The organism is bacterium, assembly GCA_035419245.1.
GTDB lineage: Bacteria > Zhuqueibacterota > Zhuqueibacteria > Residuimicrobiales > Residuimicrobiaceae > JAKPUX01.
Map to the genome: position 1 here is coordinate 34,981 of DAOLSP010000019.1, position 26,939 is coordinate 61,919.

Here is a 26,939-nt window from a genome sequence, read left to right on the forward strand (position 1 = left end):
TCCTCGTTATGTGGGCAGAATGCGCATGATGATCATGGTCATATCGTCGTGCTGAGGCGAGTGTCCAACGAAATGAGCCACCTGCGTTTTGATTTTGACGAGGATCTCCTCAGCGGGGAGATCGGCACAGCGCCGGATCGACTGGACGAGCCGCTCCTCGCTGAACTCATTGGCATACTGATTCATTGCCTCCGAAAAACCGTCGGTGTACAGCACAAAGAGATCGCCCGGCTGGACGGCTATACACTCTTCCTTGATAATATCGTCGAATATCTCCCCCGGCTCCAGCCCGAGTGCGATGCCCGGAGGCAGCAAGCGTTTGAAGAAATCATCCTGCGGCCGGTACCAGAGGATAGGGTCATGTCCTGCCCGGGCAACTGTCATTTTTTGGGCTGTAAGATCGAGAACGCCAAAGATGAGGCTGATAAAATGGCCGCGATCGACATTTTCATAAAAGAGCCGGTTCATCTCGATTAAAATCTGGGCGGGACTCCAGGTGGTACGGCTCAAAGAACGGAGGAATCCTTTGGTCAGCGTCATATAGAATGCAGCCGAGACACCTTTGCCGGAGACATCGCCGATCGCGAAACCGAGACGATTACCGCCAAGGTCGATAAAATCGAAATAGTCCCCGCCCACTTCCGAGGCGGGAACGCAGGCACTGGCAATTTCCAGACCCTGCAGCCGAGGATTTCCCTTAGGCAAGAAGCTCATTTGCACGCGCCGTGCGATTTCCAGCTCCCGTTTGAGGCGCTCGTTCTCCACCATTTTTATAGCCTGCCGCGGCACATAGTTGCGCAGTTGTTCCCGGCTCAAGTAGACCGGCCAGGCCCAGGCCGCAAAGACCACGAGGCCCAGCAACGGTGCCAGCAGAAAAAGGCCGGAGTACCAAAAGGTGGGGTGCCCCAGCGTGATCAGCCGTGCCGCAGCAAATAGAGCGGCAAAAGTGAAATGGGTCGTGATCACCGCGATGAAATCATAGCGCAGATAAATAGCGGCATAGACCAGCCCCATCACCACGCCGATCAGGAGATTGACCGCCAGCGGCTGGCTCGGAAGGTGAATCGAATCGTGCAGACCAATGCCTGCCATCAACCCAAAAAGCGGCGCCGCCCAGTTCGGCCGCGGCAGCCATTTGGCCAGCAGGGAGACCGACGCCAGGACCAGAGCGAACTGATACCATAGTACCTCGTCCAAGACCCGGAGAATGCTGAAAAGGAAGGGATTGCTGCTCCCTTCGCGATGCAGCTCCGCGGCCCACTCCGCCAGACTTACGGTTGAGAAAAGAGATGCCGTCGTCAACAGGAGTGAGATCAACCCGGCGAGGCCAAGACCATAGCTTAGGCCGTGCAGCAGCGCTTCAGCGAGGGCGCGATGACGGACCTGACCGCGGAGCATGGCATCAAGATTGAGCAATTTCTCACCGGAGAGCGAACGGGCTGAGGATTCACCTACCGCAACCGCCAGCAGCATGGCCATGCCAACCATGAAGGCCGAAACGGCGGTGCTGAATATCAGGGTGGTCATGTCACGATGGTCCGGATCGAGCAGGATCATCAGGATGGTCAAGCCGCTGGCCATCAGGGCCGGTATCAGGGCGTAACGGAAATTGATGCTGTCGTTCCGCAGTCGGCGAATCAGCTGTGCCAGATAGATCAGACTGAGGCCAATCATCAGCAGGATGAAGGGGAAAAGCTGCAAGGCCCGGCCATTTTGCCAGGACGAGGAGGTGACCGGAGGATTATACTGGCGGGCGAATTTGCTCACCAGGGTGCCGCTGATGACAATATTGAGCTGCTGCTGCAATCCGCATACCGGTTCACTGCGGGTATAGGTGAACTGATGTTCAGTGTACGAATCGAGCTTATTGCTGCTCGATCGGGCCAGGGTGTACTTGCCGAACTCGGATCCCATAGCCTTCCGCAGGGATGAATCGGCGAGCACGCGGGCCATAGAGTCGGTCAGATTGACGCCCAGGCTTTCCTTGCTCAATTCCGACCAGAAGGCGACTGGCTTGCCGTAAAGGTCGATTTGCAGCACAAACTGCTTGAAACTGGAGGCAGCGGATTTGGTGGTGCGGCCAGGCGCCAGTTCGAAATCCTCAGGACGCGTCCAGCTGATCTGCCAGGTATACGCCGGCAGCTGGCGCAAAGCGGAATCGCGTTCTGTTGGCTGATACTGGCTCTCGATGTACTGAATCAGATCCCGGCGAACCTGCATCGTTACATCGGGGCGATACTCATCGGGTTGCAACCCGAAGGAGGAAAGCTGCCGCGCAGCGGTCTTGAGGGCCTCGTTGCGATTGAGGGCAACCTGGCGCGGCAAGACGGAGAGGATGCGGGGCGCAAAGAGAGCGAAGACCAAAGCACCGGTCAATGCAACCCCCAGCAGCATCGGCCAATGGTATCCTTTCTTCTCGCTGGTCATGGCAGAGATGGCGATTCCTTCACAAATGGGGTCTGGGTGTGACAAATTTCTTTATTGTACTGAAATTAGAGCTTCAAATCAAGATAAATATCAGCGGAACGCCTTAGCGGACTGCGGCACCATCATGGTGAGCATCGGGTGCATCGCGCATTTCCACCGGCGTGTGAATAAATAGAGGGCTATTGGAGCACACTTTCATCGAAAACCTGGGTTTCGTAGAGATAGATTTGCGCTCCCTGTTTCCAGCCGTCCGGCGGCAGGCCGGCTTTCCGGCAGAGGCTGGTCATCTCCTCCTCCTTGCTCCGCCATCCGGCTTCGAGGGGCACCTCCGGCAGATAGGTAGCGCCCCGGCCGCCTTTCATCAGGATAATGCCGTGTTTGCCCATGACAAAATCATCGAGAGTCGCCTCATAGACGTTGCTCAAATAGACGGAGACTTTAATCTTGATACGATCGAGTTCTTCGGCCTGAAGCGGCATGAAGCGTGGGTCGTCGAAAGCCGCTGCGACAGCCCGGTCGGGGACCAATTGGTAAAGAGGCTTGTCGGACTCGTGCATACCGATGCAGCCTCGCAAGTCGCCGTCTTTGGTGATCGTCACGAAGACGCCGCGGCGTTCTTGAAGTTCGGGATTGGTACTGTGGCTTTCCGGAAGGGCGCCATGCATCAAGTAATACTTTATGCTTTCCTTGGCAAGCCGCATTAGTTCTTTTTGTGCAGCTATTGAGAGCGGAGCGTAGGTTATCTTGTTCATGTTTTTCTCCTGAAGATAATAGGCCACTGCAGCATACCCAACGACATAGCCGCCCCGCTCGCCAGTGACATCGTTGGAGTTGGTCCGGGCGAGCACCCTGGCTCCGCAGGCACCGCGCTGATTAAGCGCCACCTGCATGACTACCACCGGCAACCCGCCACAGGCCTGATATGTTGCGTTATGCAAGCCCGTCCAGAGCGATCGCGGGTCAAGCCGCGTAAAGGCAGCGAGCGTTGCCGCATCGCTCTCCTTACATGCGCTGTAGGAGTAGCCGTGGTAGAGATCGGTGCTGGCTACCATCAAGCTTTTTCGCCCTTTGAGAAGCGCTGCTAGAGCCTTGCCCATGGTCTCGCATTCATCCCAGCTGCAGTCACCGATCTCCAGCGGCAAAATCCGGCATTTCTTAAAGAGAACCTGCAAAAATGGCAGCTGGACCTCAAGGCTATGTTCCTTATCCCCATGACCGATCATCGATAACTTGAAAAGATCGCACTTGCGGGCTAACTGAACCGCGGCGTCATGATCAATGGGCAGGTTTCCGAGCGGCGTATCATAGGCCTCCCCGGGATAGATGGAGCCGCCCCGAAAATACTCTTGATGGCTGGGAGCCAAAACAACGATCAGATCGTATTCTTTTCCGGCGGCTGCCTTGAAACCGGCTGCGGCAGTGGCACCTGAATAGGGATAGCCAGCATGTGAGACGCTGAGTCCGACCAAATCACCGGGGAGGGCGGCAGCGGAGGTCTGTTTCAGGAAGCCCTCGATTTCAGCGCGCAGCTGCGACGGGTCTGCGGGATAAAACTGTCCTGCAACACCCGGCTTGCGAATCTGGGCGTGAAGTGCGGAGCAAGCCGGCAGCAGAATGACTGACAGCAAAAAGCCGGCTGCATGCCATTTTACAGACATGGCGCCCTCCTTCTATAATCGGTGGCTCCGCCAGGTGCAGCGGAGGTTCAGTACCAGACTCCGGGAATACTGCGTCCACAACCGGGGCAATTACCCGACTTGAGATGATTTTCCGTCACGGTATAGCCCATTCGTCCAATGAGCAGCTTGCCACAGCCGGGGCAGTAGGTGTTTTCTCCCGCATCTCCGGGAACATTCCCCGTATAGACAAAGTGTACGCCGGCTTCAAGTGCGATGTTTCGTACCTGCTGTAGGGTCTTTATGGGCGTCGGCGGCAGATTGGTCATCCGGTACTGGGGGTAGAAGCGGGTAAAATGAAGTGGTACATCAGGGCCGAGTTGGGCGATCATCCAACGGCAGAGCGCTGCAATCTCCTCGGGTGCATCATTTTCACCGGGAAGGACCAGGTAAACCACCTCAAACCAGATTTTTTGCTGGCGCAGCAGGATGAGGGTATCGAGAACAGGTTGCAGCTGGCCATCAACCAGTTCACGGTAGAACCGCTCGCTGAAAGCCTTGAGATCGATCTTGACAGCTGCAAGGATCTTGCAGAGGTCCAGCATCGGCTCTTTCTGGATGTAGCCATTGGAGATCATCACACTGCGCAGGCTGTGTTGTCCGGCTGCCCTGGCGATATCGGACATATACTCAGCAAATACGACCGGTTCATTATAAGTGAACGCAAGGACCGGACAGTTTTGCCGGACGGCGAGTGTAGCCACCTGATCCGGCGGCATGGAGACCGATTCCACCTGCTCCGGACGGGATTGTGAAATCTCCCAATTCTGGCAGAATTTGCAAAAGACGTTGCAGCCGGCGGTAGCAAGCGAGAGCGCCTTTCTGGCGGGAAGAAAGTGGAAGAACGGCTTCTTTTCGATGGGATCGACATGGATGGAGCAGGGCCGTCCGTATACCAGACTATAATAGGTGCCGCTGCGATTCTCGCGAACGCCGCAGTACCCGCGCTCAAGATCATCGATCAGACAGCCTCGCGGGCAGAGCGTGCACTGGATCTTGCGGTTGGGGAGTTTTTTATAATAACGAGCCTCTACCAGCGCCTCTGGGACTGTAGCAGGCCGGGCACCGGCCGTGCTGCTCCGGCCCGTGAGCAGCCAGCAGCCTGCACCCGCCATGGATCCGACGAAGGCTCTGCGTGTGATCATAGGCTTCTCCATGGCAATTCTACAGGCACCACCTTTTCGTTTAGACAGGATGGATCTCGATCCGTCCGGGATCGGCGATGCCCAGTCCCGCCTCGGCAGCGCTCTTGATATAGCGGGGCTCACGGTTTGCTTCCTTGAGGGAGGGCATCCCGGCACTCCTGCGCTTCTCCTCGATCAGTTGCCAAGCGATTTGGTCGTGAGCCACAACATCGGTTGCAAGGATCAATCGCTGGAGGGGCCAGCACCACTGTGGCCTATATGGTGGACCGCCTTCGTATTGCGCGGTCATAGCATCGCAAATCACCAGCCTGGTTTTCTGCCGCAAGATCGGCAGCCGGCTGACATCAGCAACATAGGGATCGCCCGCATGAGAATGGTACTTGTTCGGATTATCAATGGCCCCGAAGTAATTTTTCATACCGGCGCTCAATCCGACTATGCCATGGTCTTTGAGCACCGGCAGATTGATAAGGGCGGAGCATAATTCAGTCACGACGCGCGATAGCCGGCTGCAAATCATCCCCGTTTCGTAGAGCCGGTCCGAATAGCCCGCGGCGTCGTTCCCGAAGCAGCGGACCTTGTCCGGATTCATGGCGATGGCATAGCCGGCGCGTTTGAGATCATCATTCAGCCGATCCCAGACAATGATATGACCGGCCGGTATTCCGGCTTCCTGGAGTTTGGCAGCAACGGCAGCCGCCAGGGCCGGCGTCGTTGAAATGCCCCGGCCGGCGAGTCCGTTGATTTTGAGTCCGACCACATCATGCGGCGAAAAGAGGCTTTTCCAGGCCTCTCGAGCCGGCAGGCCGGTGAGCGCTGAGATGCCGCGATCAAGGACTATCCCAAGCGCTTCTGTACCGTCAGAACGGCTCTGAGCAGGCGACTGGGCAAGGACCACGCGGGCTGATGACATGGATGCTTCCTCCCCTGCCCGCCGATGACCGGAAAGCAGGCAGGTGCCGGCGCCCAGCAAAGCCCCGTTACGCAAAAATTGCCGTCGGTTCATGGTGCCCCTATCCCAATAAAAAACCGTGATCCCCTGCAGGCCGCACGAGATCACGGTTGAACTGGAAACGATGCGGTCGTATGCCGGTCAGCGCAGAAACCGGTCCACCAGTCTGCGCAATCCACTGCTATTTTCTTCGGGATACTCCTCCGTCGCAGGAGCCGGTGCGGGCTCCTCAGGCGGTATGGCGGTCTGCGGTTTCTCTCTGGACTGCACATAGAGCATCCGGTTGTCGATGGCAATGGCCACCTGATTGGCGAGGATCTCGAGAATCTGCACGCTTTCGGTCGTGGGCAGCCGACCGTCGGCCGGGTCATCAGCGAGGATAAAGCCGATGATCTTGCCCTCCCGGCTTTTGATAGGGACCAGCAGCAGGGCATACCGAGGCCAACCATCTATGTAATGACCGTTTGTAAAGCTACCATAATAGATTTGTTTAAGATGCTGCAGTACCTTCTCCTCACTGCTGATGAGAAAGGACCTGCCACGCCGATATTCTTCTCTCAAAAGGCCGCTAAAGTCCTTGAGATCAAAAGCCAGATCATGTATTTGCCCCAGTTTGATGCGGTCATCACAGGCAACGGCTTTGGTTTCCAGCTGGCCGCTTTTTTTACTGATCAAAACGAGGCTGACCAGATTGAATTCGAGGGAGAATTTGACCGCCCAGACCACCTCTTTGAGAAGTTCATTCAGACTCAGATAGAGCTTGAAGATATTGCTGTTGATCAGGATCTGTTTGAGGCGGCGGCTGCGGCGTTCGATGGTCGAGAAACGGTAGTAGTTCTCGATGACCATCGCAGCCATCTGGCTGAAGAGTTCGAGATTGAAAAAAAGAGCACGGGAGGGCGCCACGCTATCGAGCGGCTCATCGATGGAGATGTAGCCAAACTGCTGGCCACGGTGATCCGCGAGGCGGAGCAGAACGAGATCGCGGGGGTGCCACTGGGTTTCGGCGGGCATCTCTGGCTGCCGGATCAAGGCCGCCGTCGTATCCAGGGCATCAAGGCCTGCATGGGCGGAACGGCTTTCCTGGTTATAATAGATGACCTTGACCGGTTCCCGGTCAATGAAGAGGCGATCGAGGAGGTCTTGCGGGACCTCAAGGATCCTGGATTCGCCCGCGGAATCACCACTTTGCCCATAGCCGATCATAGCCTGCTTGACATAGGCTTTTTTACGGCGGTCGAGAATGGCAACAGTGGCGCGCTGGAAGCCAAACACCTGGCACACGACTTCGCCGATGCGCTTGAGAAGCACATTCAGCGGCTCCGTATAGCTCATCTGCACCAGATCCATGAGATCATGGATCATGATTTGCTGGTCTACCGGGCTGGCAGGCAGTCCGGTTTCCATCAAGCGCGGAGCCATGAGCGTAACACTGCCTCGGAATCCGATGATCCGTTTTTCCTTCGATTCATCGCGCAGCATGCGGATTTTCAGATTGACCGGACGTCGCGTGCCCACCTTGTCAATGAACTGAAGCTGAACAGGGAAACTTTCCCGGGTGCCCATGTCAGCAAAAATCTCATTGAAAAGACGGGTTTCTTCCTCCCGGGAGAGCAGATCGGCCAGCGATAACTCGAGCAACTCATCCTCGGTGTAATTGAGCATGGTCTGCAATATTTTATTGGCCGAAAGGAAGCGTCCGCGGCGATCGCAAATAAAAAAACCTTCCTCGGCTGGTTCCTGTGTAGCTGCCGGCGTCGGGGCTGTCTCCATTGTCAGTCGCTGACGCTGTTCCGCTGCCGCTCTTGTGCTCTCCGCTTTTTTCAAAGCCTCCGCCTTGAGCGCTTCGGCCTTTAGGGCGTCCAGACGCAACGCTTCCGCCCTGGCGGCTTCGGCACGCAAGGTCTCTGCTTTCAGCGCTTCTGCCCGAGCGGCCTCGAGGCGTTTGAGATGTTCCGAATACGATTGGCGGATGGCTTCTGCCAGGGCGGTGAGATAGCCCTTGCGTTTGTAGAGCAGCGTGAAGGGACCACAGTTGCGCAGTTCCTCGGCGAGCGCTTCCTCATTCTCCTCAATCATAACGATGGCCGGAACCTGCCGGCTCATGGCGGCGAGTTTCTTAAAGGTTTCCCCTGGCTCATCTCGCAGCATGATGCTGTCGATCACATAGACGTCTTCACGATTCTGGGCGCTCGATTCCAGGACCTGAGTCAAAGAGGTAGCGCCAGCAAGCTGGAAATCTTCGCCCTGGGCTTTCAAGAGCTGGCTGGTTGCATCAAAATAAGAGGTGATGGGGTGCGCTATCTGGACTTTCATGCCACCGTGCTCTCCCGTTTTCCCGTCACAACACGTCGTTGGCGTTAGTTATAGTTAAAATTAGCGAAAGATTAAAAAATAATCAAGCGAATAATAAATAATATATTATTTATCAGCCGGTCCCCTCGTCTACACGGCCATGAAGAGCGAAACCGTGCCGGCTTGCAGCATCTTCCGGCTGGTCCGGCCCAGGCGTTTTTTGTCCAGGAGACGGCGCCAATGGGGTGCTAACAGGAGGTGATCCGGTTTGAGGGACGCCGTGATTTCGAGGAGGCGTTCTGCCGGTTTTCCCGAACGCGCCAATGTTTCAACCGATGCGCCATGCGCCCGGATCAAGGCTCCCCCCCGATCGAGGAGCGCTTCAGCGGCTTCCGGTTCACCGCCGATATGCAAAAGCAGATAATGGAGATGGGGCCGGTGGAAGAGCTGCAGATGGAGCTTGAGTGCCCGTGCACAGGCCACTGATCCGTCCCAGGCGATGGCCACGGTCCGGGAACTCCTTTGGTTGGTACAGGGTAGCATCACGGCGCTCCCACCCGCGGTCAGCAGCAGCACCAGCCGTCTTTCGGACCGAATCACATCATCAGGAATTGCCGGGGGTAATACAGTCAGATCGCAGCTGGTTGCCCACTCGAGGCTCTCCTTGAACGATGCAGCTGCAGCGGACAACACCTGCAGTTCAATCCCCTCCTTCTCGGCATTCCGGATGACGGGGCCAATCCATTCTTCTCCGACCATCGCGGCACTCCCGGAAGCCCGTTTTGTGGCGAGGGGATAAAGCAGGATCTCACTTCCGAGATCCCGGGCCAGGTTGAGGGTATAGCCTACTGCAGCCGGCATTTGCGGCGAGCCGTCCAGTATCAGCAGGATTCGCTTAATCATCTTGGTGCATCTCCATGAGAACCTTGTGAAAGGCGAGGATATGGGCCGGCGTGGTGCCGCAGCATCCGCCTACCGCAGAGGCCCCGGCAGCTATCAGGCCCGGGAGTTGGGCAGCCATTTTTTCAGGGGTTTCGTTATAGCGCATCATACCATCCACCCACTGCGGCAGCCCAGCATTGGGCTCAGCGAGCACTGGTCCGCTCCACACGCGGCGGATCTCCTGAACAATGGCGATAGCATCCTCGATCCCCGTGCCGCAGTTGCATCCCATCCCGGCAACCCCGGCATTCGCGAGGGCAGCAGCGACTTCCGGGATGCTGTTGCCCATAAGAGTGCGATAACCGCGTTGGCCGGGCGAGAAGGTGAAAGAGGCAAAAATCGGCAAAGCGCAACCGGCCTGCGCTCCGCGTACAGCCAGCAAGGCCTCACCCAGATCGGACATCGTCTCAAGGAGAATGAAATCGGCTCCGCCGCGTGCCAGACCGCGGGTCTGCTGTTCGAATCCGGCCTGAATCTCCGCCTCCGACTGGTCACCCAGAGCCAGTATGACCCCGGTCGGCCCGACCGATCCGGCGACCCAGGCGCGCTCTCCGGCCGCCTCGCGCGCGATTCGGGCGGCGATAAGGTTGATCTCTTCCGGATCGCCGGAAACCTTATCCATTTGCAGCTTTTTGGGCGAGCCCCCGAAGGAGTTGGTGGTGAGGATTTCCGCGCCCGCCTTGAGATAATCCTGATGGACCGCGGCGATCTGGTCCGGATGAAGCTGGTTCCAGAGTTCAGGGGAAGAGCCGACGGGAAGCCCTCGGGCCTGTAATTGGGTTCCAAGTCCGCCATCGAAAAGCAAGGTTCGTTTCTGGACAGCGAGCAGAAGATCTGGTCGCATGAGGGCCCTCACTGGTTTTTGATGATGCTGTATTCCTTGGTCAACTTGACGATAAACCGTTTCGCATAATCTTCCGCTGCAGCACGATCGGTGAAACGTCCGATCCACACCAGATAAAAGGTGCGGCTGCCGACTGTCTTTTGGGAGATCAGACCCTCATAGCCCACTTTTTCAAGACCGCTTAGAATCGTGCGGGCGTTATCCGGATTGGCGAAAGCACCGACCTGGATGGTATACCAGGGCGTTTTGGTGTCGGCGGCGGCAGGTTGAGTCGGCTGGCCGCTCGACGCGGTCGACTCCGCCTGCGCCTCCAGATCAGCGACGGCCATGTCGCAATAGGGCGAACGGGGAAAGCGCTTGATGAAAAGTTTCCATTCCTGTCGCGCTGAATCCGGTTTCCCTTCAGCCATATAACACTGACCTGTCAAATAGGCACTGTCATCAACCCATTTGCTCTGTGGAAAACGCTTTTGCAGCATCCGAAAGGACTTTCGGGCAACCGCATAACGCTCGCGCGCATACTGATACTGGGCCATTTTGAAGAGGGCGGTGTCGGCAAACCGGCTCATCTCTTCACTTTCGAAAACCTTTTTATAGTTGTTCACAGCCGCTTCGGCATCCGCCTGGATCAGGGCGCGGAAGAATGCCACATCAGGATTTTTCGGGTCCTCTTTCTCAGCAGCTGGAAGCAATTTTTCGATATCATCAAAACGGTCTTCCTGCCAGGCAAGCTCCAGCGCGATGATACCGTTCTGTGCTGCACAGGGGCGGGTCATCAACCCGGCCAGGCCAATAAGCATCCCGATGATGCAGCGTTGCCAACGGTACATAGAAAGTGACCTCATCTCTCAAGAGGGGATCAATAGCGTGGTTCCGCCGCAATGTATCACAATTCCGGGACATTTCAAACAGCTTTTTACCCGGTGGCCCTAAAAAAAAGGAGCCGAATTCCTGAGAACTCGGCTCCCGTTGCAGAACCCTGCTGTCAGCCGGGGTGGTTTTACTCGGCTTTCTTCTTGCGGGTGCGCTTGGGCTTTTCAGCGCCCTCCTCGGCAGGTGCTTCGACCTCTTCAGCGGCAGCCGGTTCGGCCTCGCTCACCGCTTCCGGCACGTCAACCGCCGCATTTTCGGCAGCAGCAGCCTTCTCAGCAGCAGCCGCAGCGGCCCGGGCCTCACGGTTTTCCAGCTTGATTGCATTTTTCTCGGAGAGGACGATCTTTTTATTCTCCTTGTTGAATTCGATCACCGAGAGGGTGAGTGCATCATCGATCTGATAGGCATCAGCCGGCTTGCTGAGATTATCCTTGGCCAGCTGGGACATGGGCACAAAACCGTCCACGGCGTCGGGAAGTTCGACGATCAACCCTTTTTCGATTAGGCGCACCACCTTGCCCTCGACCAGAGCGCCGGGGTGATACTTGTCTTCGAAAAAGTCCCATGGATTGTCCTGGGTTTGCTTATAGCCCAGAGAGATGCGGCGGTTATCACGGTCAACGTTGAGAACCACCACGTCAATTTCGTCGCCTTTCTTGACCACTTCGCCGGGGTGACGGATCTTTTTGGTCCAGGAGAGATCGGAGATATGGATCAGGCCATCGATGCCGTCCTCCAACTCGACAAAGGCGCCGAAGTTGGTCAGATTGCGCACCTTGCCCTTGTGGCGCGAGCCGACCGGATAGCGCTCCGAGAGGGTTTGCCAGGGATCGGGCTCCAGCTGTTTCAGACCAAGGCTGATCTTGCGCTCCTCTTTCATGATATTGAGCACCTTGGCATCGACCATCTCGCCGACCGAAAGCACCTTGGAGGGGTGTTTGATGTGCTGAGTCCAGGACATTTCCGAGATATGGATAAGGCCTTCAACGCCTTTCTCCAACTCGACAAAGGCGCCATAGTCGGAGATGCTGACGACCTTGCCGCGAATGACCGAACCGACCGGGTACTTTTTCTCGACATCCTCCCACGGATGAGGCTGCAGCTGTTTCAGACCGAGGGATATGCGGTCCTTGTCCTCATTGAAATCAAGGACGACGACCTTGATTTTTTCGTCGAGGGCGACCACTTCGGAGGGATGGGCCACACGGCCCCAGGAGAGGTCGTTGATATGGAGCAGGCCGTCGACGCCGCCGAGGTCGATGAAGACGCCGAAATCGGTGATATTCTTGACAGTGCCTTCGAGGATCTGGCCTTTCTGCAGATCTTCAAGGATCTTTTCGCGCTGGCCCTTCATCTCCTCTTCCACGAGGACGCGGTGCGAGACGACGATATTCTTGCGCAGATTATTGATTTTGACAATCTTGAAATCCATGGTCTGTCCGATCAGGGCATCGAAATCACGGATCGGGCGAACATCGATTTGCGAGCCCGGAAGGAAGGCATCAACTCCGGAAAGATCCACAACGATGCCGCCCTTGATGCGGCGTACGCAGCGGCCCTGAATGATTTCACCCTTGTCGTAGGAGCGGTTGACCATCTCCCAAACGCGCATGAAATCGGCCTTTTTCTTGGAGAGAATGAGCATCCCATCCGAGTCTTCGATGTTGTCAATGAAAACCTGGATGTTATCACCGACGTTGATCTCCTTGGGATCGGGAAACTCTTCAATTGGAATGGTGCCTTCCGATTTGAAACCGATATCGACGGCGACTTCCTTCTCATTGATAGCGAGTACCTTGCCAGTGACCACGACACCGGAGACAAAATCGGCCAGGGTCTCTTCATAGAGCTTGAGCATGCTCTCGCGTTCCTGGGGGGTGTACTCATTCTCCATTTGGTCGAGTTCTTCGATGGTGGGTGATTTTTCAATCGGGTCGATAACCGGTGCAGTAGCGACGGGTTCAGCAACAGCGGGAGCCGATTGGGGCTCGTCAACAGTGACGGTGGGTTCCGGCATTTCCGTTTCGGGTTGTGATGGGGTCTGTCCAGCCTCTTCAGCCGGGTTGGTGTTGGTTAGTTCGTCCATTGGTTTTATTTCTCCTTTTGTATGAATACTTGCCCAACTGGGTCAAGTTTTTTTGTCCTGCTGGTTGGGTACGGTTTCCCGCTTCAACAGCAGATCGCGGATCTCCTCGAGCTGCCATAGCGGGGTTGAGGCGCCGCCAGTCAAACCAACCCTCTCCTCGGCACCTATCCAATCCGGTGCGATCTGCTGTGGAGATTCGATCGCATAGCTTCTGGGATTGGCCTGACGGCAGATTTCATAGAGAACCCTGGAGTTCGAGCTCTCCTTGCCGCCGACGAAAAGTATAACATCCACACTCGCAGCAAATTCCCTGATCTGATCATAGCGCCGGTCGATATAACCGCAGGTAGTATCCAGTACCTGCGTTTGCCGCACACGGGCGCGGATCAGACCGCTCAACACGGTGAACCGATCGCGTCCGATGGTCGTTTGGGCGACGACGAAGGTCGGACGATTCTCCGGAATCGATTCCACGTCCGCTTCCTTCTCGACGACGATGCCCTGCTCATCGCAATGACCCAGAAGCCCGACAACTTCCGCATGCCCTTTTTTACCGATGATCACGATCTGTTCGCCGAGGGCATGATGTTCAGCAATCAGTTTCTGGACCCGGCTCACCGTCCCGCAGGTGCCATCGACGACACAAAAGGCCGCAGCTTCCAGTTGGTCACGGAGCCTTACGCCGACGCCATGGGTGCGTACGAAAAGCTCCCGGCCCTGCAGCTCTGCCTGTTTTTCCGGATCGCCGGCGAAATCCTGGGCGATGGTCTGCAAACCCATCGCCTCGAGACGTGCGATTTCACGCGGATTGTGGATCAGGGCGCCGAGCGCGGTCACCGCCTTGCCCTGAGACAGCTCTTCTTCCACCATGCGTACTGCTTTGCTCACTCCAGGACAAAAGCCAGCCCGTCTGTCGATTATAATCTTCATTTTACAGCGCCCCGTTCCTTCGCGATCGCGACGATCCAGTCCACTTGCTCGTCGATGCTGAGCCGGGTCGTGTCGAGTTCAAGAGCATCCTCGGGTTTGATCAGGGGACTGACATCCCGTTGGCTGTCGTCCTCGTCGCGTTTGCGGATGGAACGAACCAGGTCATCTAACTCCACATAGCGGCCTCGCTCAGCCAATTCCTTCTGCCGTCGGCGGGCGCGCTCTTCGATCGAGGCGACGAGGTAGATCTTGACCTCAGCCCGGGGGAAGACCACACTTCCCATGTCTCGCCCTTCAGCGACAATGCCGCCGCGTTCTCCCATCCGGCGCTGCTGCGCCAGCAGGGCCTGGCGAACTCCGGCATTCGCTGCAACCGGCCCAATCGCTGCCGCAACTTCCGGAGTCCGGATCGCTGTGCTGACGTCCTCTCCCTCCAGCAGCACCAGCAGGCCTTCCGGCCCGGGGATCAGCTCGATCCGGCAGGTGCGGGCGATTTGAGCGAGCGCTTCAGAATCATGAAAGTCGCATTGGCGGCGCAGGGCGGCGAGCGTAACTGCGCGATAGAGCGCGCCCGAATCGAGATACAGGTAGCCGAGACGCGCTGCCACCCGGCGCGCTGTGGTGCTCTTGCCGGACCCAGCGGGCCCGTCGATGGTGATGGTCACCTTTTTAATAGCAGCAGACATGCGTCGAGGGGGCTCTCAATCCAATCCAACCATCTTGCGCAGAGCATGGATCTCCTGCGCATCCAGTTCGCGCCAGTCACCGCGTTCGAGACGCCCGAGCGGGATCGGGCCGAAGCGCACCCGCTTCAACTCCTTGACGCGATAGCCCAGGGCGGCAAACATGCGCCGCACCTGCTGCTGACGTCCCTCTTTCAATTCGATTTCCACCTCATTCCGCGATGGCGAATAAAAGCGCGCCACGCAGGGTTGCGTGGGGCCATCTTCTAGAAAAAGGCCTCCGGTCAGCCGGGCGAAATGATCCGGATTGAAAGCCTCCTCAAGCCGGGCATGATACCGTTTGGGAACCTTATACCGGGGATGCATCAACCGGAAGGCCAGTTCGCCATCGTTGGTGAGGAGGAGTGCGCCGGTGGTATTGTAGTCAAGCCGGCCTACCGGAAAGAGACGCTGCGGCAAGGGTACGAGTTCGAGGACAGTGCGACGGCCGCGCTCATCGCTGGCCGTTGTTATATATCCTTTGGGCTTATTCAAAAGAACATAGATCTTTTCCGCTTGCGGCGCAATCGGCTGTCCGTCCAGAGCGACCTGATCTTTGCCCTCATCGATCTGGGTGGCCAGGCTGGTAACCACCACCCCGTTGACGGTGATACGTCCCTTCAGCACCAGGCCTTCGGCTGCCCGTCTCGACGCCACGCCGCAGCCGGCCAGATAGCGGTTAATGCGCATCGTCGGCCGGGATGGATTCTGTAGATGCCGCCTGATCAGCCGCAACAGCGGACTCCGGATCAGGCGCAGCAACGAATTCCGAATCGAGCGAATTCTCCGCTGCAACCTCCTGCTCGAGGATCTCCTCTTCCGGGATCTCCTGGATGATCTTCTGGCCCTCGCCGCTGGCCAGCAGTTCCTCGATCTCCTTGGGCTTGGGCAAATCGGCGATGTCGTCGATTCCGAAGTACAGCAAGAACTCCTTGGTGGTGCTGAAGAGCAAGGCGCGTCCCTGCCCCTCATCGCGCCCGGTGATGGCAATGAGCTTGCGTTCAAGCAGGGTTTGCATGACGCCATCGGAATTAACGCCGCGAATCGCCGCCACCTCCACCCTGCTGATCGGCTGCTTGAAGGCGATGATGGCCAGGGTTTCCAGCGCGGCTCGGGTGAGGCGATTGCGTTCGCGGCCGGCGAACATCTGTTTGATCCAGCGATAATACTCCGGCCGGGTGGCGAACTGCCAGCCGCCGCCCACCTTTTTCAAGAAAAAGGCCCGACTCTTAAGTTCGTCAGAGAGCGCTGCCAGCGCCTTTTCGATCTCCGACTTATCCACCCCTTCAAGGATTACCTGGAGCTGGTTGAGGGAGATCGGAACATCAGAGGCGAAGATCAGCGCCTCAAGAACCGATTTGAGTTTCTCCTGTTCCATCTATCCTTCTGATCATAATTTCAGCAAAGGGTTCATCCTGCACGGCCTGAATCTCGCTGCGCTTGATCAATTCGAGGATCGCGATAAAGGTCACCACCAGGACAATCTTGTCGGTGTCGGGAGCGAAGAGTTCGCGGAATGCCATTTGCGGTGTTTTGTCCAGGGCGTCGAGGATTCGGGCCATGCACTCCTCGAGGGTGACATTGATCTCGACAACGCGATGGACGGTGACTTTTTTTTGCGATTGATCGACGATCTTCTTGAAAGCGGCGACCAGATCGAACAGAGTGACTTCTGAGCTGGCCTGAAACTCCTCACCCAGTATCTCTTCCTCGACCTTATAGCTGCCACGGTTGTACTGTTTGAGGGATCGTGTCTCCTTCTCGCCGAGGTCCTCGGCGACATCCTTAAAACGTTTGTACTCCAACAGCCGCTGCACCAGTTCCTGTCGGGGATCGGAAATCTCGGCCTGTTCCTCCCCGAGATCGGGCTTGGGCAGGAGCATCTGAGCCTTTATACGCATCAGCGTGGCCGCCATGAGGATAAAATCGCTGGCCGCCTCTAGATCAAGCAACTGGATGATTTCGATATATTGCAGATATTGCTGGGTGATCTTGGCGATCGGAATATCGTAAATATCAACCTCTTCCTTTTTGATAAGGAAGAGGAGCAGATCCAGTGGTCCTTCAAAGCTTTCCAGTTTGACCTTATAGCTCATAATGAATCAGGATTGCCTTTTGGTGCGCTGCACATTTGCTCGTTAGGACCGACGACAGCATTGTTTCCGCCTGACATGACGAAGGCCGCTAAAAGCACGGCCTTGGCAGCAGAAAAGGAGATGCGCTGTATCTGGATAGGCTCGATCAATTTAAAAATATGTAGGGCTTCCAGCAATCGTCGCTGACGCCCATGTGATGCTGGATAAAAAAAAGATGGCTGGGCCGTCGCGGCGATTTGACCAGTTTGAGATTGGCCTGTTCTGGGGTGCGGTCTCCCTTGCGGTTATTGCAGCGTACGCAGGCACAAACCAGATTTTCCCAACTATCCCCCCCGCCTTTGACCCTGGGGATAATGTGATCCACGGTAAAGGGCCCCTTGGTTGTGCCGCAATACTGGCAGCGAAAGTTATCCCGCTTCAGAATATTGCGGCGCGACAGTTCAACGTGCTGGTGCGGAATTCGGATATAGCGCAGCAGCCGCACAATGCTCGGCAAGGGGAGGGCCATGTGTTGCGAATGAACCCAGCGGTCGTGGCGTTCGACGATCTCCACCTTTTCGAGAAAGGTCAGGATGATCGCCTTCTGAGCGCTGACCACAGTCACCGGCTCGTAATTCTGGTTGAGAAGCAATACTTTGACATTTTGCATGGACGATCCTCTCACAAGGATCCATCTGGCGCTTAGCCAAGTCCGGCCGCATTCCGGTCATCCCACGCCGGCCGTATGCCGGGCCTGGATGTCCCAAAAATATTAAAAAATATATGATTAAATAATGAAATAGTCAAGTTTTTTCTCTTCATCCGACCGGTGCCATCCGGCTCCAGCCCAACACCTCGGGCCACCCGGACCACAGAGGGGCTACATCTGTATTCTTTCCGCCTCATCGATGAGCATCACCGGTATATTTTCCTCAACCCGATAGCGTAACCCCACCGGAACCTCCCCTTTCCAGCTGCAGTCGCCGTTGCTACAACGCCCCTCTGCACCAGCCGGCATGCCGCAAATGGGGCAGTGGGGTCCCCGGCAGGTCAGGGCATCGATGGTGGCATCGTACTCCAGTTCGCCGTGACAGGACGGACAGATCAAAATCTCCAAAAGTTCCTTGCTGACCATCATTTCCTCCAGTTATTCGTCCCAGACGCCCATATGGGCAAATTTATCGATACGCCGACGCACCAGCTCCGCGGGTTTGATTTCGGCAAGTGCTTCCAGTTCTTCTACCAGGGCTTCCTTGACCAGCGCAGCCGCGCCTTCGTGGTCGTTGTGGGCGCCGCCGCGCGGTTCCTTGAGAATACGGTCGATTACGCCCAATTCCAGGAGATCGGCCGGGGCCACTTTCATTGCTTCCGCCGCCAGGGGTGCATTGGCGCTGTCGCGGTAGAGAATGGCTGCACATCCTTCCGGGGTGATGACCGAGTACCAGGTGTTTTCCAGCATCAGGATGCGGTCGCCGACCCCGATTCCGAGTGCGCCGCCGCTGGCCCCTTCGCCGATGATGACCACGACAATCGGCACCGGCAGGTGGGCCATCTCGAACAGATTTCTGGCGATGGCTTCGGCCTGCCCGCGCTCTTCCCCGCCGGTCCCGGGAAACGCACCAGGGGTATCCACCAGGCAAATTACCGGACGTTTGAAACGGGCCGACATCCGCATCAGCCGCAGCGCCTTGCGGTACCCCTCTGGGTTGGGCATGCCGAAATTACGGCGGATTTTCTCGCGAGTGTCCCGCGCTTTTTGATGGCCGATCAGCGTGACCGGACGGGTGCCGAGTGTGCCGATGCCGCATACTATGGCCGGGTCGTCGGCAAAAGCGCGATCGCCGTGCAGTTCCATGAAATCGGGCATCATCCAGCGGACATAATCGAGCGTATAGGGCCGGTTAGGATGGCGTGCAAGCTGGACGCGCTGCCAACGCGTCAGATTGCTGTAGACCTCCTCGCGCAGCTGGCGGGCTTTTTCCTCCAGCCGTTCGATCTCCTTGTGCATCTCGAGATCCTCGCTTGCGGAGTATTCGCGTAGTTCCGCGATGCGCCGTTCAATTTCGGCGATAGGTTTTTCAAACTCCAGTATCAATCCAGCCATGGCCAAACCTGCTCTCTTTTTTGCCCATAATGGATCAGGGTTTTAATCAGAATCTCCGCATCGAGAAAGGGAGAATAGTTCTTCAGATAATAGAGGCGTGAACGCTCTCTCTCCTCCCCGGTTGCGGGTTGTGGATAATCGACCTCTTCAAGACTTGTCAAACCCGGACGCAGAGCCCAGGCGAGCGGTACGCTGGCGGCCTGTCGCTCCGGCCGGGGGCCAACAAAACTCATTTCGCCCCGCCAGATTGCGGCAATCCACGGCAACAGCAGCCACCACTTGCGGGTATCCGCGGGTACATCCCATTCATGAATCACCAACCGCTGCTGCCGGCCGTTGAAGTAGGGGACTGCTTTTTGATGCACCCCCCGGACCAGCCTCAGCCATAGCCAGACCGGCCAGGTGATCAGCAGAAGGAGCGAGGCAAGGGAAAGGTCGCTCAGCCGCTTGATCAGACGATAGAGAGGGCTTTGCAGCGTATAGCGGATCTCCATCAGGGGCATGTCCTCGATATATTCCACCGAAGCCTTGCCGATGATGACATCCATGCTGCTGGGCACCAATTTGAAACTGACACCCGAGCCGGTGCAGGACGAAATGACGGCGAGCATCTCCTGGTAGGGCAGGCGGTCGGTGGCGAAGATGACCTCTTGGACCTTTTCGCGCTGCAGCAATTCGCGCAAATGGGATAAGCCGACGTAGACCGGGATGCCTTGAAGAGCGACGACCTCCTCGTGCTGCTCGGGCAACACCATCGCACAGATTTCGTAGACCGGATCCATGCGGCGGCGGAGACGTGCGCTGAGGGCCTCACAGCTGGGGAGGTCACCGGCCAGGATTACGGAGCGATGCAGGCCCAAGGTTTGCAGTTTCCGTCCAAAGCGACGGCCCTGGAGCTGGGCCGCAAGCTTGAGCAGAAGACGCCAGCCTGGTAGCGCAAGAAGATTCAAGGCGCCGGCATAGAGGACCACCAGGCGCGAAAAGCCGATCTCTTTGAAGAAGAAGGTGATCGCGCTGTTGATGACCAGTCCGGTCAGCACAGCGACGCCGCTTCGGGCCACAGAGAGGCGCCATGCACCATAGGCGCCTTGTGCGGCCAGTGCTGCCAGCCAGAACGCGCTATAGATGGCGTGCACAATCAAAAAGGCGTCCCAGGGAAAGCGCGGCGCAAAGCGGAAGTAGATTGCAGCGCCCAGGGAGAGGGTCATCAGGCCCAGGTCGAGCAGCGGCCAGGCCGCCCGCGATAACAGCGCACTGCAAAAGGCCGCTAGAGCGCGCATGCGGATGGCGATGATCAGTGCCCAGGAAGGCATCCAGGCGCGGTTCGAGCCAAAGTGCTTATTGACAAAAAGGCGCATGGCTTCATAGAAGAGGCGTCGCTGTTCGAAGGGGCTGCGCTTCGAACTCTCCCCCTTGAAATGAATGATGCGGGTCTCAGGGACGTAATAGATCTTCCAGCCGGCGGAGTGAACACGAAAACAATAATCGAGGTCCTCCCCATACATGAAAAAGGCGTCATCAAGCAGGCCGACCTGGTCGACGACCTCGCGGCGGAGGAGCATGAAGGAACCGGAGATCGCCTCGACCTCGCAAGTAGTCTCTTCATCCAGGTAGGTCAGATTGTAGCGGCCGAAGAGGCGGCTGCGCGGGAATACGGCGGCAAGCCCGACGATTTTCGTGAAAGCGACCCAGGGTGTTGGGAAGCTACGGCGGCAGGCGAGCTGCAGTGTGCCGTCCGGATTTAGGATCTTGCATCCCAACAATCCGGCCCGGGGATGGCTTTCAAAGAACGCGAGTAGTGAAGTAAAGGTATCTTCCTGAACAATGGTGTCGGGATTGATCAGGCAGATATAGCGTCCACGGCTGAGTGCAATCGCCTGATTATTGGCGCGGGCAAAGCCCTGGTTTTCCGAATTGGCGATGAGCCGAACGGTCGGAAAACGGCGCCGCACGAATTCGGCGCTGCCATCCATGGAATTATTATCGGCTACCAGGATCTCACAGTCGAGATTGGCGGTCGCCCGCTCGATCGAGATTAAGGCCTGTTCGAGGAATTCGCGGACATTATAGCTGACGATGATGATGCTCAGGGTCATGCAAGCGCCATTTATCGCGTCCATCTGCTGCTTTGATTTTAAACATACAAAAAAAGGCGCACTTTCGCAATGGAATAGTGCAGCCAGACTGAGTCGTATTCATTTTTTCCAGCATAAAATAAAAGGGCGGCTATCGGTGCCGCCCTATGCGCGTGTCCCCAAGGGGATTCGAACCCCTGTTACGGGATCGAAAATCCCGAGTCCTGACCCCTAGACGATGGGGACGCTAAAACAGGCCAATGAAATTCATTAAGAATTATAATTTATCATTTTTTTACATTGAAATCAAGAGAATTCTCGTTTTCTGCAGAAAAAATAGACCAAGCTTGATGATATCGGTCGGGATAGTTGGTGATGATCGCATCCACGCCGAGTGCCATCAGATGGCGCATCGCCTCGACCGAATTTACGGTCCATGCGCACACCCGGATCCCGCGCGCATGCGCCTGCTGGATTCGCGTCCGTGTCAGCAGACTCTGTTCCACGCTCCAGATTGGCCACGCCGCGAGGGCTTCATCCTGCGGCCATTGATGTGCGAAGATCAGGCCCCGACGCGCCTTCGGCATCAGGGTCGCGAGATGGCTAAGGGCTTCCGGATCAAAAGAGGTGAAAATCAAGCGCTCCGGATGCGGCTCATGATGAACCAGTTCCGCGACCCGCTCAGCAAGGAGCCGTGGGGAAGGTGTTCCTTTCAGCTCGATGTTGAGACGCCAGGTACGGGGTTCCAGTCGCAGAATTTGCTCGAGACCGGGGATGCGCTCGCCGGTGAAGGTGCTGGAGAACCAGCGGCCTGCATCCAACTCCTGCAAATCGGTCCAGTTCAGGCTGTCGAGCCGCTCCGGTCGGCCGGTGGTGCGGCGCAGTGTCTCATCGTGGAAGACAGCGACGTGGCCATCAGCGGAAAGTTGGACATCCAGCTCACAACCATCTGCATGCATCGCTGCGGCGAGCCGGAAAGCGGCCATCGTAAGTTCAGGGGCATGCCCGGAGGCTCCGCGATGGGCGAGCAGCAGCGGCCGGTGCGGGATGAAGAAGGGATCCATCGGTATCTCTTCCCTTGCAGCTCGGTATCCACTCTCTGGATTTTGCTAGATCGACCGATTTCCAGTCATTCAGCGATCAAACGGGCCACAGCCTGGCTCAGCTTTAATTCAGAAGCGGGACCGGAACCGATCGCATACTCGCGCACAATGCCCTTTTTATCGATGAGGACCATGTGCGGGATGCCATAGACGCCATAACTCAACTCGTTGGTGGCAGCCTGGTCACCGCCGGCAATGGCATAAGCGAAGGGAATCTGGTGGAAGCTCTTAAATTTCTTGATCCAGTCCAGTTCCTCGGCCGGTTTGATGTCGCGGAGGTTCTGGCCGAGTTGATTGAAGCGGCCGTAATAGCGGGTCAGGCCGATGATAACCAGACCTTTGCCGGCATATTCCTCATAGAGCTTCTTAACATGGGGAAACATGGCACGGCAAGGGCCGCACCAGGGCGCCCAGAAATCGAGGAAGACAACCTTGCCGCGCAATTCCTTGAGCTTCAGGGGACGGGAATCGATCCACTCCCCGGCCTGCCATTCCGGGGCCGGGCTGCCGATCAGGTTGTAGAGATTCGATTTGGCGTCCACAGCGCGTACCAAACGGGGATCCAGCGTTTTGTCCGCTTTGAGCCTCTTCAGCAGCGCCAGCGCTCCTGCCTTGTCCCCCTTGAGGTGGAGCAGTTCGGCCTTTTCGAGTGCGATTCCCGATGAAGTTTCCGCAGGAAATTCGGCGATGGCGGCGTTTGCCAGGCTAAGCGCCTTGTCCAGGGCGTTCTGCTCCTCATAGCCATAGATCAGTTCCATGTACATCGCTTCCTTCTGCTCGCCGGCGAGGGCCTTCAGTTTTTCCAGGAAGAGCTGCTCCGCCCTGTCGATCTGACCCTTTTCCATATACAGCTTGAAAAGCAGGCTCAAGGGTTCCGGATCGTTCTGGGAGAGCGCAAATTTTTCCAGCAGCTGTCTGGCCGAATCCGGCTTGCCGGCTGCGTAAAAGAGGCGAGCAGCGGCATGATAATTGGCGGCATCAATCCGAAAGGGATCAACGCCGTTGATAAAGGCGAGCGCTTTTTCCTTGCGAGCCGCGCGCAGGCTGTCCATGTTGTTGTGTCCCGCGGCGCGGGCTTTGATGATCAGGCTGTCCACTTCGACGGCTTTTTTGCCAAGATCAACATAAGCGCTTTTTTTACATGATGTTGAACAAATAGCCATCGCAAGGCCGAGCGCCAGGATAAGATAGGTTTTCATTATTTTCACCTTTCTACAAACAGGAGGTACGGTATTTCTATTGGATGCCGATTTCGCGCAGCAGTTCTTGCGCTCCGGATATTTTATCCAGCACCCAGAGGATAAAGCGGACATCGAGTCCGATGGAGCGGCTGTAGGCTGCACTCCAGGCGTAGTCATTGACGGTCGCCTCGTAGGCGCGGTCGAAATTGAGTCCCACCAGCTCGCCGTGACCATTGAGAACCGGGCTGCCCGAGTTTCCTCCGGTGGTATCCATGTCATAGAGCATGTCGACAGGAACATCTCGGAGATCGGGATTGATATAGGCACTTTGGGGCCCCTGCCCTGCCAGAGCCAGCAGCGCAGGAAACGCTTGATAGGGCTCCGTGCCGGTATTTTTTTCTACCATGCCATGGAGGGTCGTAAAGGGGGCAAGATATACGGCATCCCGGGGTGAATAGCCCCGTATATGACCCCAGGTCAGGCGCAGGGTGCCGTTGGCATCGGGGATGAAATCGTGGCCGGCGCGAGCTTGCTTGACATCGGTGTAATCAGCCAGAAGCCGCTCGAGGCGGGCGCTGTGAGCGCGGCGAAATTCGCGCTGGCGGACCAAATCGGGATGCAGCTCCGCGGCCAAGGAGATGAAGGGATCGCCGGTCTTGAGCAAGTCCGCTACATTTTTGCCGAAGAGCGGCAAGATCCGCTCGCTCTCCCGTAATCGGCTCCTGGCAAAATAGCGGTCGAGCGTGGACTCCAGTTTTTTCCCCTTGGGCAGCTTGCGGACCGCTTCCGGTTGCTCTTCCGGTGGCAGGGCCTGGAGTCTTTGCAGAATCTGGCTGAGGAAGAGGCGGTCTTTGGGCAAATAGAAGGCCGCAAGGGCGAGCGGCAGGCGCTCTTTAGTGCGGGTGAGGTTCCGTTCCATAAAGGCGGTGTCGCGCTCAAGATCCGGCTTGGCCAGCTCGGTTCCTGACTGGTAAAGGGTATACGCTGTCGAGAGCAGCGTCGAACTGCCCAGCAGGGCATCCATCAGCTTGTCGCGTTCAAAGCGCGCCGAACTCTCTGCATAGTAGGCTTCGATGTCGGCAAGCAAGGAGCCGTAGCGTTGCTGTCGTGCGTAGTCGGCGGCAATAAAGCGGGCCAGGTCCTCATCCTCGGACCGGCGGCGGGAGACCAGGTCGAGCCGCCGGAGGCCTTCGAGTTTGCCCTGGTAGTTTTTACAGGTATTGGCGAGGCCCTTGATGGCGGAAGAGAGCGTGATGGCCACGCTGCGATCAAGCCGGCTCATCTCCTCCATCTTCTCGATCTGATAACCGTACCACTCCACGATCCAGGGCATTCTTTGTGTGCTCTCGAACTCGAGATAGCGGGCGGGATAATGGCGAAAGGTGCGGCCGGGGTAGCCGAGGATAAGGGCCGCGTCACCTTCGCGGAGTCCCTGCGGCGCCAGGCGGAGGAACACCCTCGGTTTGTAGGGCACATTTGCTGCGGCATACTCAGCTGTTTTGCCATCCGGACCGGTGTAGGCACGCATGAGGGAAAAGTCACCGGTATGACGCGGCCAAACCCAGTTGTCCTCTTCTCCGCCGAAATTGCCGATGCCCAAGGGTGGAGCATAGACGAGGCGGACATCGGTGAGATAGGTATAGAGGAAGAGCATGTAGCTTTTACCGGGGAACATCTCGGCAATCTCCGCGCGTTTGCCCGGATTTTCCTTCTCCGCGGCAGCGATCAATTCCTTGTACGTTTTCTCTTTCGCCTTGCTCCGGGCTGTGTAATCTACGGCAGCACTCATGGCATTGAGGATCGGTTCCGAGACCTCACGGCACGATTCCGTAATGCGCACCGTGTACCCTTTCGCAGGGAACTCGCCCTCTCGCGTCCGGGCATAAAAGCCTTGCTGTAGATAATCGTGTTCCTTGCTGCTGGCGCGCTGGATTGCAGAGAAGGCACAGTGGTGGTTGGTCAGGATCAGACCCTGGGCGGAGATGAAAGAGCCGGTACAGCCGCCGATATTGACGACCGCATCGGTCAGGCTGATGCTGTCGGGATTGAAAATCGTCCGGGCTGACAAGGTAAAACCAGCGTTTTTCAGGTCGAATTTTTGGAGGTCGTTAACCGGGTACATCCCCTCTTCAGCCGCGCTGACTGTGGCGAGGGATAACAAAAAGAGCAGAGCTCGGGCAACAAAACGCATGGCCTTCTCCGTGAATGGGTGTACCGTCATCATCGCAGCAAAATAGGGAAATTTCGGCAAAGAAAAAAGAGAAAAGCGGCGGGGTTAAAAAGAAAAGGCCCGGTCTCGTCACTGCGAGACTGGGCCACCAGTAAAAGGATTATACAACTTTATACAGAACCTTATCTTTCACGCCAGGGCTCGCCGGATTATTCGCTGCCCATGATAAATTCTTCCTTGCGGATGCCGAGTTTTTTCATCTTGAAGCGCAAGTTGGGTTCGGAGAGGTGCAACACCTGGGCCGCGCGCGACTGGTTGCCGGCGAAACGTCGCAGAGCGCGTTCGATCATCTCCTTCTCGAGTTGGGCGACGGCCCGGTTGAGACTTTGCAGCTCGACGCGTTGAAATTTTTCCGCTTCGTCGACGAAGGGCAGTGCTTCCATGAGCAGGGTGCCCTCCGGTGATGAGACGACGACGCTGCGCACGGCATTTTCCATCTCTTTCACGTTACCGGGCCAGGTATATTTGAGAATCTGGTGAAAAACTTCAAAGGGCATCGGGGGCACGGTTCGCCCCATCTTGCGGCAGAAGAAATCGAGGTAGAATTCAAAAAAAGCGACGACATCCTGCTTGCGTTCGCGCAGCGCTGGGAGTTTCACGGTCATGGCACTCAGGGTGAGGTAAAGCTCGGAGTTGAAGAGGCCTTCTTTGGTATACTCCTGGAGTTTACCTGTGGCAGTGGAAATAATGCGAAAATCGGCGGCTATCGGTTCGCTCGAGTGGAGAAATTGTAAATAGCCGCCCTGGGCGAAGCTCATGAGTCGCGCCTGGGCTTCCCGGTCCAGGTATTCGAGATTCTGGACGATCAGGGTCCCCTGCAGACTTCCTTCGCGCGGCTGGTCGCTCTGCTGGATGAGCGACTGGAGTTCCTGATCGAAAGTTTTATTGAGTTTGGCCGCGTCGGTGATGAAGACCGGCGCCTTTTTGCGGCTGCTGTTATCGATAATGAGTTTCGCGATCAGGAGTTTTTCGGTGCCCGGTTCGCCGGTGATGAGAACGGGCTGATCGCCTTTGGCCAAAATCGGAATGGATCGCCGGATTTGATAGATCGCGGGTGAATGGCCGATCAAATCCTCTTGCACGAGATACTCCTCCCAAAGATTGCTCATAGGGTGCATTCCTCAATGTGGCGAGATCAATAGGTGCTGATGGATTAAGTCCGAATCAGAGTGTTTGCCTTACAGGTGCTGTCGGCGGTGGCCAGGTCGAACTGGAGAGAGATTGTCATAAGAATGTTACACTCTATCCCTCTTAATATTATCTCTTTTAGCGCCAAAAA

At 56.8% G+C, this 26,939-nt stretch carries 22 protein-coding genes and 1 tRNA gene; all 23 read right to left on the reverse strand.

The genetic code is table 11. The annotated features are described in order from the left end of the window. Window positions 1-6: 6 nt before the first annotated feature. Entirely contained in the window at window positions 7-2,427 is a 2,421-nt protein-coding gene (locus tag PLH32_15720; protein HQJ66055.1) for a PP2C family protein-serine/threonine phosphatase, read from the reverse strand. A 179-nt stretch (window positions 2,428-2,606) separates the two neighbouring features. Continuing rightward, complete coding sequence (gene amrB, locus PLH32_15725) at window positions 2,607-4,085, reverse strand: AmmeMemoRadiSam system protein B (protein ID HQJ66056.1); 1,479 nt, start codon at window positions 4,083-4,085, stop codon at window positions 2,607-2,609. Between the two features lie 47 nt (window positions 4,086-4,132). Continuing rightward, entirely contained in the window at window positions 4,133-5,248 is a 1,116-nt protein-coding gene (amrS, locus tag PLH32_15730; protein ID HQJ66057.1) for an AmmeMemoRadiSam system radical SAM enzyme, read from the reverse strand. A 40-nt stretch (window positions 5,249-5,288) separates the two neighbouring features. Beyond that, window positions 5,289-6,161: a DUF362 domain-containing protein gene (locus PLH32_15735; GenBank protein HQJ66058.1), complete on the reverse strand. Its 873-nt coding sequence runs from the start codon at window positions 6,159-6,161 to the stop codon at window positions 5,289-5,291. Window positions 6,162-6,341: 180 nt separating this feature from the next. Continuing rightward, window positions 6,342-8,516, reverse strand: coding sequence for a PAS domain-containing protein (locus tag PLH32_15740; protein HQJ66059.1), 2,175 nt, complete (start codon window positions 8,514-8,516; stop codon window positions 6,342-6,344). Window positions 8,517-8,645: 129 nt separating this feature from the next. Further along, complete coding sequence (locus PLH32_15745; protein HQJ66060.1) at window positions 8,646-9,398, reverse strand: universal stress protein; 753 nt, start codon at window positions 9,396-9,398, stop codon at window positions 8,646-8,648. Beyond that, a complete protein-coding gene (locus PLH32_15750; GenBank protein ID HQJ66061.1) occupies window positions 9,391-10,281 on the reverse strand; it encodes a homocysteine S-methyltransferase family protein in 891 nt (296 codons plus the stop codon). Before PLH32_15750 ends, PLH32_15745 begins: the two co-directional genes overlap by 8 nt. 8 nt (window positions 10,282-10,289) lie before the next feature. Continuing rightward, window positions 10,290-11,111, reverse strand: a complete 822-nt coding sequence (locus tag PLH32_15755) for an SPOR domain-containing protein (protein ID HQJ66062.1) — start codon at window positions 11,109-11,111, stop codon at window positions 10,290-10,292. 170 nt (window positions 11,112-11,281) lie between these two features. After that, entirely contained in the window at window positions 11,282-13,240 is a 1,959-nt protein-coding gene (rpsA, locus tag PLH32_15760) for a 30S ribosomal protein S1 (GenBank protein ID HQJ66063.1), read from the reverse strand. Window positions 13,241-13,282: 42 nt separating this feature from the next. Beyond that, the gene (gene ispH / locus PLH32_15765) at window positions 13,283-14,170 is read right to left on the reverse strand and encodes a 4-hydroxy-3-methylbut-2-enyl diphosphate reductase (GenBank protein ID HQJ66064.1); all 888 of its coding nucleotides are present in this window, start codon (window positions 14,168-14,170) and stop codon (window positions 13,283-13,285) included. Further along, window positions 14,167-14,856, reverse strand: a complete 690-nt coding sequence (gene cmk / locus PLH32_15770) for a (d)CMP kinase (protein ID HQJ66065.1) — start codon at window positions 14,854-14,856, stop codon at window positions 14,167-14,169. The genes ispH and cmk overlap by 4 nt, the downstream gene beginning before the upstream one ends. A gap of 15 nt (window positions 14,857-14,871) precedes the next feature. Beyond that, window positions 14,872-15,627, reverse strand: a complete 756-nt coding sequence (locus tag PLH32_15775; protein ID HQJ66066.1) for a pseudouridine synthase — start codon at window positions 15,625-15,627, stop codon at window positions 14,872-14,874. After that, complete coding sequence (gene scpB, locus PLH32_15780; protein HQJ66067.1) at window positions 15,572-16,270, reverse strand: SMC-Scp complex subunit ScpB; 699 nt, start codon at window positions 16,268-16,270, stop codon at window positions 15,572-15,574. The genes PLH32_15775 and scpB overlap by 56 nt, the downstream gene beginning before the upstream one ends. Then, complete coding sequence (locus tag PLH32_15785) at window positions 16,239-16,988, reverse strand: segregation/condensation protein A (GenBank protein HQJ66068.1); 750 nt, start codon at window positions 16,986-16,988, stop codon at window positions 16,239-16,241. Before PLH32_15785 ends, scpB begins: the two co-directional genes overlap by 32 nt. Window positions 16,989-17,133: 145 nt before the next feature. Then, window positions 17,134-17,637, reverse strand: coding sequence for an HNH endonuclease (locus tag PLH32_15790; protein ID HQJ66069.1), 504 nt, complete (start codon window positions 17,635-17,637; stop codon window positions 17,134-17,136). Between the two features lie 210 nt (window positions 17,638-17,847). Then, window positions 17,848-18,102 carry a hypothetical protein gene (locus PLH32_15795; GenBank protein ID HQJ66070.1) on the reverse strand — a complete coding sequence of 85 codons (255 nt, stop codon included), beginning with the start codon at window positions 18,100-18,102 and terminating at the stop codon, window positions 17,848-17,850. A gap of 12 nt (window positions 18,103-18,114) precedes the next feature. Next, window positions 18,115-19,071, reverse strand: a complete 957-nt coding sequence (locus PLH32_15800; protein HQJ66071.1) for an acetyl-CoA carboxylase carboxyltransferase subunit alpha — start codon at window positions 19,069-19,071, stop codon at window positions 18,115-18,117. After that, complete coding sequence (locus PLH32_15805) at window positions 19,059-21,167, reverse strand: glycosyltransferase (protein ID HQJ66072.1); 2,109 nt, start codon at window positions 21,165-21,167, stop codon at window positions 19,059-19,061. Before PLH32_15805 ends, PLH32_15800 begins: the two co-directional genes overlap by 13 nt. A 153-nt stretch (window positions 21,168-21,320) precedes the next feature. After that, window positions 21,321-21,392 (reverse strand) — tRNA-Glu (locus PLH32_15810). A gap of 41 nt (window positions 21,393-21,433) precedes the next feature. After that, window positions 21,434-22,210: a glycerophosphodiester phosphodiesterase family protein gene (locus tag PLH32_15815; GenBank protein ID HQJ66073.1), complete on the reverse strand. Its 777-nt coding sequence runs from the start codon at window positions 22,208-22,210 to the stop codon at window positions 21,434-21,436. Window positions 22,211-22,275: 65 nt separating this feature from the next. Next, a complete protein-coding gene (locus PLH32_15820) occupies window positions 22,276-23,448 on the reverse strand; it encodes a redoxin family protein (GenBank protein ID HQJ66074.1) in 1,173 nt (390 codons plus the stop codon). 37 nt (window positions 23,449-23,485) lie between these two features. After that, window positions 23,486-25,621: a S46 family peptidase gene (locus PLH32_15825; GenBank protein ID HQJ66075.1), complete on the reverse strand. Its 2,136-nt coding sequence runs from the start codon at window positions 25,619-25,621 to the stop codon at window positions 23,486-23,488. 188 nt (window positions 25,622-25,809) lie between these two features. Beyond that, the gene (locus tag PLH32_15830; GenBank protein HQJ66076.1) at window positions 25,810-26,769 is read right to left on the reverse strand and encodes a sigma 54-interacting transcriptional regulator; all 960 of its coding nucleotides are present in this window, start codon (window positions 26,767-26,769) and stop codon (window positions 25,810-25,812) included. Window positions 26,770-26,939 lie beyond the last annotated feature (170 nt).

What these genes read in the sequence shown, in the direction of transcription:
- PLH32_15720 (HQJ66055.1), bottom strand. Translation starts at nt 2,427, where the DNA reads ATGACCAGCGAGAAGAAAGGATACCATTGGCCGATGCTGCTGGGGGTT.
- amrB (HQJ66056.1), bottom strand. Translation starts at nt 4,085, where the DNA reads ATGTCTGTAAAATGGCATGCAGCCGGCTTTTTGCTGTCAGTCATTCTG.
- amrS (HQJ66057.1), bottom strand. Translation starts at nt 5,248, where the DNA reads ATGATCACACGCAGAGCCTTCGTCGGATCCATGGCGGGTGCAGGCTGC.
- PLH32_15735 (HQJ66058.1), bottom strand. Translation starts at nt 6,161, where the DNA reads ATGTCATCAGCCCGCGTGGTCCTTGCCCAGTCGCCTGCTCAGAGCCGT.
- PLH32_15740 (HQJ66059.1), bottom strand. Translation starts at nt 8,516, where the DNA reads ATGAAAGTCCAGATAGCGCACCCCATCACCTCTTATTTTGATGCAACC.
- PLH32_15745 (HQJ66060.1), bottom strand. Translation starts at nt 9,398, where the DNA reads ATGATTAAGCGAATCCTGCTGATACTGGACGGCTCGCCGCAAATGCCG.
- PLH32_15750 (HQJ66061.1), bottom strand. Translation starts at nt 10,281, where the DNA reads ATGCGACCAGATCTTCTGCTCGCTGTCCAGAAACGAACCTTGCTTTTC.
- PLH32_15755 (HQJ66062.1), bottom strand. Translation starts at nt 11,111, where the DNA reads ATGTACCGTTGGCAACGCTGCATCATCGGGATGCTTATTGGCCTGGCC.
- rpsA (HQJ66063.1), bottom strand. Translation starts at nt 13,240, where the DNA reads ATGGACGAACTAACCAACACCAACCCGGCTGAAGAGGCTGGACAGACC.
- ispH (HQJ66064.1), bottom strand. Translation starts at nt 14,170, where the DNA reads ATGAAGATTATAATCGACAGACGGGCTGGCTTTTGTCCTGGAGTGAGC.
- cmk (HQJ66065.1), bottom strand. Translation starts at nt 14,856, where the DNA reads ATGTCTGCTGCTATTAAAAAGGTGACCATCACCATCGACGGGCCCGCT.
- scpB (HQJ66067.1), bottom strand. Translation starts at nt 16,270, where the DNA reads ATGGAACAGGAGAAACTCAAATCGGTTCTTGAGGCGCTGATCTTCGCC.
- PLH32_15785 (HQJ66068.1), bottom strand. Translation starts at nt 16,988, where the DNA reads ATGAGCTATAAGGTCAAACTGGAAAGCTTTGAAGGACCACTGGATCTG.
- PLH32_15790 (HQJ66069.1), bottom strand. Translation starts at nt 17,637, where the DNA reads ATGCAAAATGTCAAAGTATTGCTTCTCAACCAGAATTACGAGCCGGTG.
- PLH32_15795 (HQJ66070.1), bottom strand. Translation starts at nt 18,102, where the DNA reads ATGGTCAGCAAGGAACTTTTGGAGATTTTGATCTGTCCGTCCTGTCAC.
- PLH32_15800 (HQJ66071.1), bottom strand. Translation starts at nt 19,071, where the DNA reads ATGGCTGGATTGATACTGGAGTTTGAAAAACCTATCGCCGAAATTGAA.
- PLH32_15805 (HQJ66072.1), bottom strand. Translation starts at nt 21,167, where the DNA reads ATGACCCTGAGCATCATCATCGTCAGCTATAATGTCCGCGAATTCCTC.
- PLH32_15815 (HQJ66073.1), bottom strand. Translation starts at nt 22,210, where the DNA reads ATGGATCCCTTCTTCATCCCGCACCGGCCGCTGCTGCTCGCCCATCGC.
- PLH32_15820 (HQJ66074.1), bottom strand. Translation starts at nt 23,448, where the DNA reads ATGAAAACCTATCTTATCCTGGCGCTCGGCCTTGCGATGGCTATTTGT.
- PLH32_15825 (HQJ66075.1), bottom strand. Translation starts at nt 25,621, where the DNA reads ATGCGTTTTGTTGCCCGAGCTCTGCTCTTTTTGTTATCCCTCGCCACA.
- PLH32_15830 (HQJ66076.1), bottom strand. Translation starts at nt 26,769, where the DNA reads ATGAGCAATCTTTGGGAGGAGTATCTCGTGCAAGAGGATTTGATCGGC.